Origin of the sequence: Niastella sp. (genome assembly GCF_045805085.1) — a bacterium.
GTDB lineage: Bacteria > Bacteroidota > Bacteroidia > Chitinophagales > Chitinophagaceae > Niastella.
On the sequence record NZ_JBJMLX010000457.1, the window covers coordinates 1 to 9670 of the forward strand.

Below are 9670 nucleotides of genomic sequence, written 5' to 3' on the forward strand. Positions count from 1 at the left end.
ATCGCAATAACACCTACTGAGATAGATGCATCAGCTATGTTAAAGATGGGTGAAAAGAAAGTGAAACGCTCACCGCCCCAGAACGGGATCCATGACGGTAAGATCTTGTTGTCGATGATAGGCGCATACACCATATCAACCACCTTACCATGTAAGAAACCGGCATAACCACCACCAGCAGGGAACATGTGGGCAAGGCCCGAACCATCATTGCTGCCGGAGAAGATCAATCCGTAAAACATACTATCAATCAGGTTACCCAATGCGCCGGCAAAGATCATAGCCACGCAAAGAATAAAACCACGATGGTATTTCTTTTGTACAATACCCTTGATGTAATACACGCCAAAGATCACGGCAATCAATCGAAAAACGGTAAGGGCAATCTTACCCCAATCGCCACCAAACTTCCATCCCCAGGCCATGCCTTCATTTTCGATAAAATACAATCTTAATGTTCTGCCCAGCAAAAAGATTTGCTCTCCATACGTCATGTGGGTTTTTACCCATATTTTTAAAGCCTGGTCGGCGATAATAATTCCTGCTATTACCAGGGCGACTGTTCTGATCTTCACTATGCTAATTTTTAGTTTCCAAAGATAAGGTTTTCTGTGCTTGAGTTTGTCAGGATTTGATGAGGGGTTACTCTTCAAAATACACTCTTTTTACCCGCTGTGAAACGGTGGCAAGCAGTTCATATGGAATGGTTTGGGCCCAATGTGCTACTTGTTTCACCGGCAAATCGGTGCCAAAAATTATCACATCGTCCCCTTCCTGAACATGTGAAATATCGGTAATATCAATCATGGTCATATCCATGCACACCGTTCCAATAACCGGCGCCAGGTGGCCATTCACCAACATTTTACCGGCCCCGTTTCCCAGCTTACGCGGGTATCCATCTGCATACCCTATACGCACGGTAGCAATACGTGTAGCTCTGGTTACCACGCCTTTACGGCCATAGCTCACCGTTTCTCCTTCCTTCAGCTCCTTGATCTGCGCAATGGTCGATTTCAGGGTAGAAACTTCCCGCAGATCGAGCCCGCCTTCACCAAAACTGTCGCCTCCATACAGGCCAATTCCCAACCGCACCATATCAAGGTGCCATTGCGGATGACGAATGATCCCGGCCGTATTCACCACATGTTTTATAAAGGAATAGGAAAGCACCGACTGTAACTGCGCCACCATTTTCATATACAATTCGCCCTGCCAGTTGGTATACGAATCCTGTTGCGGGTCTTCGCTCGACGCCAGATGCGTAAACACCGATTGCACTTTAAACAAGGGTGTTCGCAGTGAATTTATTACCAGCGGTAATTCCTCCATAGAGAAGCCCAACCGGTTCATTCCCGTTTCCAGTTCTATATGTACAGGGAACTGCTGAATGCCCTGTTTTTTAACAAAATCTTCAAACAATGATAATATGCCGGGCGCATACAGATCGGGCTCCAGGTTGTATTGCACCAGCACATCAAAGGTCGATTCCTCGGGGTTCATGACCATGATGGGCAAATTGATGCCGGCCTTGCGCAGCTCAACGCCTTCATCGGCATAGGCCACTGCCAGGTAATCGACGCGGTGAAACTGCAGCGCATTGGCAATTTCATAACTGCCGCTGCCATACGAAAACGCTTTCACCATGGCCATAATACGGGTAGCCGGCAGTAAGCGTTGCTGAAACTGTTTCAGGTTATGGGCAACGGCCGTAAGATCAATTTCAAGCACCGTTTGGTGTACTTTCTGTTGCAACAGGCGGTCAACCTGTTCCAGCTCAAAAATGCGGGCGCCCTTTAAGAGAATGCTTTCATCCTTAAAGGGTATATGAGGCAGCTCTTTTATAAATGCGTCTACCGACGAATAAAACGCCAGGTCAGGAATACCGGCCGATTGAAAGATCGGCTGGTGATGGGTAATGCGCTCTCCTATCCCAATGAGGCGGTTCACCTGCCGCTGTTGCAGCAAACGGGCCACCTCGGCATACAGGTCTTTTTCTGAGCGGCCGCTTTGTAAAATATCTGAAAGAATTACGGTTCGCCTGCCATGCTGTTGTTGCTGACTTAAAAAATCAAGGGCGATGGTAAACGAACTGAGGTCTGAACTGTAGCTGTCGTTGATGATGGAACAATTGTTCAATCCTTTTTTCAGTTCCAGCCGCATAGCCACGGGCCCCAGCTGTTGCATTTGTCTTGTTATTTCCTCGAGCGGTACCTGTAAGTGCAACAATACGCACCAGCAATGAATGGCATTTTCAACCGATGCTTTATCGGCGAAGGGGATCACAATACTGATCTCCTGTTGCTGGTAGCTGGCGGTAATAGTTGTTTTGTTGTCTTCTTTATAAACCTGGCGAATGTGCAGCATGGCTTCGCTCATCATGCTCCAGCTAAAGACCTCAAAGCGTTTGTTGCCGGGCAGCTGTTGCCTTAAAGCCGCCACCCCGCTGTTTATTTCGTGATCGTCCTGGCAATAAATAAGTGTTTGAACATCCCTGAACAATTGCAGCTTTTCATTCACTTTCTGCCGCATATTCACAAAACCTTCACTGTGTGCTTCACCCACATTGGTAAAAATGCCAATAGTGGGTTGAATGATCTTTTGCAGTTGTTCCATTTCGCCGGGTTGCGAAATACCGGCTTCAAAAATGGCCAGTTCGTGTTGCTCGTTCAACGGCCAAACACTCAATGGCACCCCTATTTGTGAGTTGTAACTTTTTGGACTTCTAATAATAGTGAACCGGTCATCGAGCAACTGGTTTAACCATTCTTTTACAATGGTTTTTCCATTACTACCGGTAATGCCTATTACCGGCAGGCTGAATTGTTTACGATGCCAGGCCACCAGGTTTTGCAGCGCCCGTAAAGGGTCGTCTACCTGTACTATATTGGCTTCGGCCAGTTTGCTGAGGTCCACAGTCTCGCTGACCACAAAACTGCGAACACCCTTTTCATACAATTGGTAAATAAAGGAATGCCCATCGCGGCGCGGCCCTTTCAATGCGAAGAATAAGGAGGTTTGTGGAAAGATGAGTTTACGGCTATCGATGAGCAGTTGTTCAATCAACGCATTGTCATGCTGAACCAGCCACTTCCCTTTAATGATGGAAGCTATATTGTCAATAAAATATTTCACCCGGTTAATTTGATCAGTGAATATCCCGGTTTGAACCGGCATCGTTATCCTTGTCTTCCGGGGTACGATTGCTTACGGTTACAGAATATACCATAGAGGCGGCGATGCAGACAATGATCACCAGCAGGGAAACATACACCGGGATCTCGATCTTAAAATATTCTATCAGCATCTTCACCCCTATAAATATGAGTACAATGGCAATACCTTGTTGCAAATTGCCGAATTTATTGGCAGCGCCTTTCAGTAAAAAGAATAGTGAGCGCAAGCCCAGTACGGCAAAGATGTTGGAGGTATAAATTACCAGGGAGTCTTTGGGCGCAATGGCAAATACCGCAGGAATACTATCGAGTGCGAATACGATGTCGGTAGTGGCCAGCATAATTACCACAACAAATAAACTGGTATAGTACTTTTTCCCGTTCTCTGTTATTTTCCATTTTCCATCCCCGTCGCTGGTTGTTATAGGCAGCGCACGCTTCATTAATTTGTACACCTTGTTATTTTCCAGGTCACCGGCTTCTTCCTCATGTTTCGTGCGAAACATGGTAATGCCTGTGTAAACCAGAATAGCACCGAAGATGTACAGGATCCATTGGAATTGTTGCACCAGGCCATTGCTTATTGCGATAAATATAATCCTGAAGAGGATGGCCATCAGGATACCAATGAGCAGTACCCGGGCATAGAATTTTTCTTTTACCTTAAAAAAGCCAAAGATGAGTATGAATACAAAGATATTGTCAATGCTTAGCGACCACTCCATTAAATAAGCGCTCAGGTATTTGATCGCTCTTTCATGGCCGCTCTCATACCAGATAAAACCAAAGAAAACCAATGCCAGCGATACCCAGAAGGTAGTCTGCCACAAGGCTTTTTTAATGGTAATATGAGAGGATTTTTTACTCAGTAATCCCAGGTCAAACGCCAATGCCAGTATTAATAAACTGCCAAATGCTAAATAGGTGATCTGTTCAGTGGCCATGTCTTATTTTATGGTTGGCAAAGATAAGTTATTACCGGCTGCTGGTTTACCCGGTTCCATTAAAACCCTTTTAACCTATCAACTTTATCAACTTTCAATTTAGCCTGGTATTTTTTCTTTCTTATCGCCTGATATACAGCTCCAAACAATAAAACCAGCACTACAGGTATGGCTATATTCATCAGCTGCCATTGTATACGGTCCGCTTCTGTTTTTTTAGTATCGAGCAGGCGAAGTGCAAAGTCTTTTCCCCGGGTTTCGAGTATGCCTGTTGAATCGGTGAGGTATTGTACGCAGTTGAGGAAAAAATCTTTATTGGCGTACTGGTTATGGGTAAACTGGTTGTATCCCATTGGCAGCGGCCCTTCATTTTGTGTTACCACATTGGCTACAATGTCGGCATCACTCACCACGATCATTTTACTTTCTTTTTCCGTGGCCGCCCTGAATGGCTGTTTGTACATCCCCGCCAGGGTATCCAGTTCACCGGTTGATAAGCGGTTGGTGTAAAGGGAGGTAAATCTTCCTTCCAACAGCACAGCAATGGGAATGAACGACTGGTTAAAGGTTTTCAGATCGTCTTCCGTTTTAACACTGTTCAACGTTACAATGGCCGGCGTACTGATAATTCGGGAGCTTTCCGATGTGGACAGCAACACCGTTTTCCTGATGTTATTTTTTATGGTATCGATGGAATTGGGGAAGATGCTTAATACATTATCGAGGTTCTTGGCAATGGGATGACCTGAGTAAGACGATAATGTTGGAAAGTAAGGCCAGGGCACCAGCTGCATTTGCGGCTGATTGCCATAATTGCCCACTACCAGAGGGATTTTATCGCATTGCAGGTCCTGCACCAGGTCGCCATTGATACGAACGCCGTATTTGAACAGCTGGTCATCGAGGTTCAGGTTACGGTCGAAGGCTACAAAATCGCTGTGTGAGCGCATGAGGCTGTCCATTTCGGCATATAACCTGTCTATGAGCCAGATTACCTTACCGCCATGCATGATGTACTGATCGATCTTCAGCTTTTGCTTATTGCTGAACGGCACGGTTGGTTTAACAATTACCAGCGCATCAAAAACATTGGGAATAACCGGTACGCTGTCGATAGGCAGAAAACCAAACCGGTATTCCTGGCGCAGGGTGCCATCGATGAGATCTTTTACATTTTCATTGAACAGCTCGCCATTACCAAGCAGGTAACCAATGGCCGGTACAGTATCGGCCGTGATCTTTTGAATAGAGCGGGCCAGTTTATACTCCAGTAATGCTTCGGCATTGTTCAGTGATTGTACGCCACCCCTCATATCCTGACCTTGCAGCAGGTCAATGACTACTTCGCGGTCTTTATATTGAACCAGGGCGCCGGGGTATACCAGGCGCTCTTCCTGTGCTTCGCCGGCTTTCGCTTTTACCTGAATGTTAGTAGGTTTCAGGCCAAGAGAGTCTAAATGCGCCTGAAATTTTTGTTTATCAGTATCACTCAGGCCTTCGCCGGCTTTTTCAAATTTGAATTGAATATTGCTGCCCCCCAGTTCTTTAAGCTCCTGCAACATTTCCTTGGTGCTGTTGGAGAGTTTTTTGAACCCGGCCGGCATATCGCCGGTGAGCAGTACGGTAATGGACACTTTATCGTGTAAGCCTTTTACCAGTTTTTTGGTAGCGGGCGAAAGGGTATATCTTTTTTCCTGAGTAAGGTCAACGCGGGTATGCACTACTGATGCCAGGTAATTGATACCCAGCAGTACGATCAGCAAAAACAACCACCATCCTTTTGAAGCCAGTATTTTGTTCATGGTGTATTTCCGGATTATCGTTTCAACAAATTTCGATTGGTAAAGATCAAAAAGAAAAGAATGATGCTGAGAAAATAAATGATGTCGCGACTGTCAACCACGCCCCTGCTTACACTGCGGTAATGGAAGTCGATGCCCAGCATTTCAACGTAATAATCGGCCCCTGCCTGTAATGCCGGGATGCGGCTTATGGCGTTGAACCCGCTGTACAACACAAAACAAAGAAAGGCGCCTGCAATAAAGGCTACCACCGCGTTATTAGTAAAACTACTACAGGCAATGCCGATGGCTACAAATACGCCGGCCAGTAATACCAGACCGATGTAAGAACCGATGGTTCCACCCATATCGATACCGCCGCCGGCGGCAGCCAGTTGCTGCACACTGATGGGATATATTATGGTGGGAATTAATGCGATGATCACTACGCCCAGGGCGCCGAAATACTTACCTGAAACCAGTTGCCAGCGGCTAAGCGGCTTGGTTTGCAGGATCTCGAAGGTGCCGCCTTTGAACTCATCGGCAAAACTGCGCATGGTAATAGCAGGTATCAGCAATAACAATATCCAGGGAGCCAGCTCAAAAAATTTATCAAGGGTGGCGAACCCAAAGTCAAGGATATTGGTATCGGGGAATACAAACAGGAATAAACCATTCAATAATAAGAATACGATGATGGCAATATAGCCTGTGAGGCTACTGAAAAACTGCCGGAACTCTTTTTTACAAACCGACCACATGTGGCGAAAATAAGTGATTATAAGTATATGCAAATAAAAGATGCCGCCCTATGACGCGCGATTCAGCAATTTTATTATATTGCGTGTACTCTTTTTAACCATCCAATGAAAAATAGATACATCCGGTTACTGTCTATTTCTGTTCAATCATAAAATAGCCGAAACCTACTGCATAAAAAGTCCCCCCGTAATACGGGGGATTTTTATTTTAGGGGAGGGGCTTTGCCAACTTTATATCTCCTAAGCTACTTCTTCCTCTTCGTCAACCTGTCAACGTGTTAACTCGTCAACGTGTTAACTTATCACCCCTGTCAACCTCATCAACCCTATCACCCCCACTTTATTTACCTGACCTCTTTCCCCCATCCTTCTTGTCAACTCGTTCACCTGTCAACCTCATCAACTGATCATCTTATTCTTTTTATACTTAAACGCAGACCAAGCCCAGACCTAGCCCAGACCAAGCCCAGACAAAACCCAGATTTTATCTGTGTCAGAACTGGGTTTTCTCTGGTTGTAAGTACTGTTTTTATAGGGGTTGTTTTAAATAAGATGAATAGGAGGCAGGGCAGAAAATGAAAAAGCCCTACTCCCGGGAGGGAGCAGGGCCAATATATTGCTGTCCTTATTTCAGTTTAACCTTATACAGAGAAGCTTTCGCCACAGGCGCAGGTACGGCTGGCATTGGGGTTATTAAAGTAAAACCCTTTGCCATTCAACCCTTCTGAAAATTCCAGGGTGGTATTAAAGAGATACAAAAAGCTCTTCATATCGGTAACTACTTTCAGGCCTTTGTCTTCAAATACCTGGTCGCCGGGTTTTGACTGGTTATCAAAATCCATTTTATAGCTAAGACCGGAACAACCGCCCCCCACTACCGATACGCGCAGAAAATAACCGGCTTCGGCAGACTGAGAATTTTCTTCCATCAGTTTATCTACTTTCTCTTTTGCTTTGTCGCTTACGAAAATCATACTCTAATTTGTAAATGTGAAAATTCGAAAATGTGAAAATTAAAACCCTAAACGACTGATTTTCACGTCATGAATAGACCTTATTATAACGCCTCTTGGGCCTTAATTGTTTAAAAATACTCAAATTAGCGCTCACTTGAAAGAATGGATCCCGGTTTTCCATTTGGGCTAATTTGCTAATTGATTGGCTCTCAATTGCTCTACCGTCTTTTTTACCCGTTCTATCACATAATCTATCTGCTCTTCAGTAGTATACCGGCCAATGGAAAACCGTAATGAACTGTGGGCCAGGTCATCTTCCACGCCCAGGGCTTTCAGCACATAACTGGGTTCCATGGAGGCGCTGGTACAGGCTGCACCGGATGAAAGGGCTATTTCCTTGTTCAGGCCCATCATGAGCTGGTCGCCATTCACAAAGTTAAACGAGATATTGACTACATGGGGCAGGCGGTGCAATTGGCTGCCGTTTACATAAGTGGCATCCAGTTGCAGCAGGGCGTTTTCCAGTTTATTGCGCAGGTGGCTCATGCGCTCCCCATCTGCCTGCAATTGCTGGCGGCAGAGATCGGCGGCTTTCCCAAAACCGGCAATACCGGGCACATTCAGGGTACCGCTGCGCATTCCTCTTTCATGGCCGCCACCATCCATTTGGACGGTCAGGCGAACGCGGGGGTTCTTGCGACGAACATACAGGGCGCCTACGCCTTTTGGTCCGTATAATTTATGGGCGCTGCAGGCCAGGATGTCGATATCATCTTTTATTACATCAACCGGAATTTTACCAACGGCCTGGGTAGCATCGGAAAAGAACAAGACGTTGAGTTTTTTCGCCAGCGCCCCTATCGCTTTTACGGGTTGAATGGTTCCCGTTTCATTATTGGCGTACATAATGGCTATGAGGATGGTGCGCGGGGTAATAGCGGCTTCCAGTTGCTGCAGATCTATCAGGCCTTCTTTATCTACGGGCAGATACGTTACGGTTCCACCCAGTTTTTCTATATGCTTACAGGTATCCAGCACGGCCTTGTGTTCGGTAACGCAGGTAATGATGTGGTTGCCTTTGCCGGCGTACATTTCAAACACGCCTTTTATGGCGAGGTTATCGCCTTCGGTGGCGCCTGAGGTAAAGATGATCTCTTTTGGTTCGGCCCCAATCAACCTGGCCACCTGTTCGCGGGCATAATCTACTGCTTCTTCTGCCTGCCAGCCAAAGGAATGGCTGCGACTGGCCGCATTGCCAAACTGTTCGGTGAAATAAGGCAACATCACTTCCATTACGCGCGGATCGCAAGGGGTGGTGGCATTATGATCGAGATATATGGGGAGTTTCAGCATAATTCTATTCAACACAAAATTAGTTGAAATGGTTTGATCCTGTTAACTTACACATTCAACAACTAACTACCTGATATGCTGAAAGTTGAACACATTGGCATTGCCGTTCGGGAATTATCGGCATCGGTTCCCCTGTTTGAAAAACTGCTCAATACTTCCTGTTATAAAACCGAGGCAGTAGAAAGCGAACAGGTGGCTACCGCCTTTTTTAAAACCGGCGATACCAAAATAGAATTGTTGGAAAGCAGCAGCGCCGAAGGAGTTATCGCCCGCTTTATTGACAAAAAGGGCGAGGGTATTCACCACATTGCTTTTGAAGTGGCAGATATTGAGGCTGAAATGAAACGACTGGTCAGTGAAGGTTTCGTGCTGCTACATGAACAACCCAAACGCGGCGCCGATAATAAGTTAGTTTGTTTCCTGCACCCAAAGAATACAAATGGGGTATTGGTAGAGCTTTGTATGGAAATGAAGTAAAAACCCGTTACAGGTTACAAGTTACAGGGCGCAATAGCGTAATGTTCGACTATTTGCAGGGTTTCCGAATATCAAGACCCTGAAACCTGGAACCTGAAACCTGAAACTATTTTTCAGTTGATTTATGTTCTGAGCATTCAATGCGCAATTCATCAATGGCCAACTCCTTTTGCATGAGGTTACAAAAGTGGGCCTGCTGGCGATCGCCATTATAGTAATAAC

8 protein-coding genes are annotated in these 9670 nt (G+C 45.7%); 1 reads left to right on the forward strand and 7 read right to left on the reverse strand.

The annotated features are described in order from the left end of the window. From ACJ751_RS24185 to ACJ751_RS24215, 7 genes are all read right to left on the reverse strand, one after another. On the reverse strand, nt 1-575 hold a 575-nt coding region (locus tag ACJ751_RS24185), incomplete at its 3' end, for a lipoprotein signal peptidase (protein ID WP_407748107.1). Nucleotides 576-642: 67 nt separating this feature from the next. Then, nucleotides 643-3135 carry a bifunctional UDP-N-acetylmuramoyl-tripeptide:D-alanyl-D-alanine ligase/alanine racemase gene (locus ACJ751_RS24190; RefSeq protein WP_407748108.1) on the reverse strand — a complete coding sequence of 831 codons (2493 nt, stop codon included), beginning with the start codon at nt 3133-3135 and terminating at the stop codon, nt 643-645. A 13-nt stretch (nt 3136-3148) separates the two neighbouring features. Then, entirely contained in the window at nt 3149-4120 is a 972-nt protein-coding gene (locus ACJ751_RS24195) for a TerC/Alx family metal homeostasis membrane protein (protein WP_407748109.1), read from the reverse strand. 59 nt (nt 4121-4179) lie between these two features. Next, nucleotides 4180-5922: a gliding motility-associated ABC transporter substrate-binding protein GldG gene (gene gldG / locus ACJ751_RS24200; protein WP_407748110.1), complete on the reverse strand. Its 1743-nt coding sequence runs from the start codon at nt 5920-5922 to the stop codon at nt 4180-4182. Between the two features lie 14 nt (nt 5923-5936). After that, a complete protein-coding gene (gldF, locus tag ACJ751_RS24205; protein WP_407748111.1) occupies nt 5937-6662 on the reverse strand; it encodes a gliding motility-associated ABC transporter permease subunit GldF in 726 nt (241 codons plus the stop codon). 641 nt (nt 6663-7303) lie between these two features. Next, entirely contained in the window at nt 7304-7636 is a 333-nt protein-coding gene (locus tag ACJ751_RS24210; protein ID WP_407748112.1) for a HesB/IscA family protein, read from the reverse strand. A gap of 168 nt (nt 7637-7804) precedes the next feature. After that, nucleotides 7805-8986: an IscS subfamily cysteine desulfurase gene (locus ACJ751_RS24215; protein WP_407748113.1), complete on the reverse strand. Its 1182-nt coding sequence runs from the start codon at nt 8984-8986 to the stop codon at nt 7805-7807. 60 nt (nt 8987-9046) lie between these two features. Between ACJ751_RS24215 and mce the strand changes: the two genes are divergently transcribed. Beyond that, complete coding sequence (mce, locus tag ACJ751_RS24220; RefSeq protein WP_407748114.1) at nt 9047-9448, forward strand: methylmalonyl-CoA epimerase; 402 nt, start codon at nt 9047-9049, stop codon at nt 9446-9448. Nucleotides 9449-9670: the final 222 nt, after the last annotated feature.

Excerpts from the sequence above, each read along its gene's own strand:
- ACJ751_RS24195 (WP_407748109.1), bottom strand. The coding sequence starts at position 4,120 with ATGGCCACTGAACAGATCACCTATTTAGCATTTGGCAGTTTATTAATA.
- gldG (WP_407748110.1), bottom strand. The coding sequence starts at position 5,922 with ATGAACAAAATACTGGCTTCAAAAGGATGGTGGTTGTTTTTGCTGATC.
- gldF (WP_407748111.1), bottom strand. The coding sequence starts at position 6,662 with ATGTGGTCGGTTTGTAAAAAAGAGTTCCGGCAGTTTTTCAGTAGCCTC.
- ACJ751_RS24210 (WP_407748112.1), bottom strand. The coding sequence starts at position 7,636 with ATGATTTTCGTAAGCGACAAAGCAAAAGAGAAAGTAGATAAACTGATG.
- mce (WP_407748114.1), top strand. The coding sequence starts at position 9,047 with ATGCTGAAAGTTGAACACATTGGCATTGCCGTTCGGGAATTATCGGCA.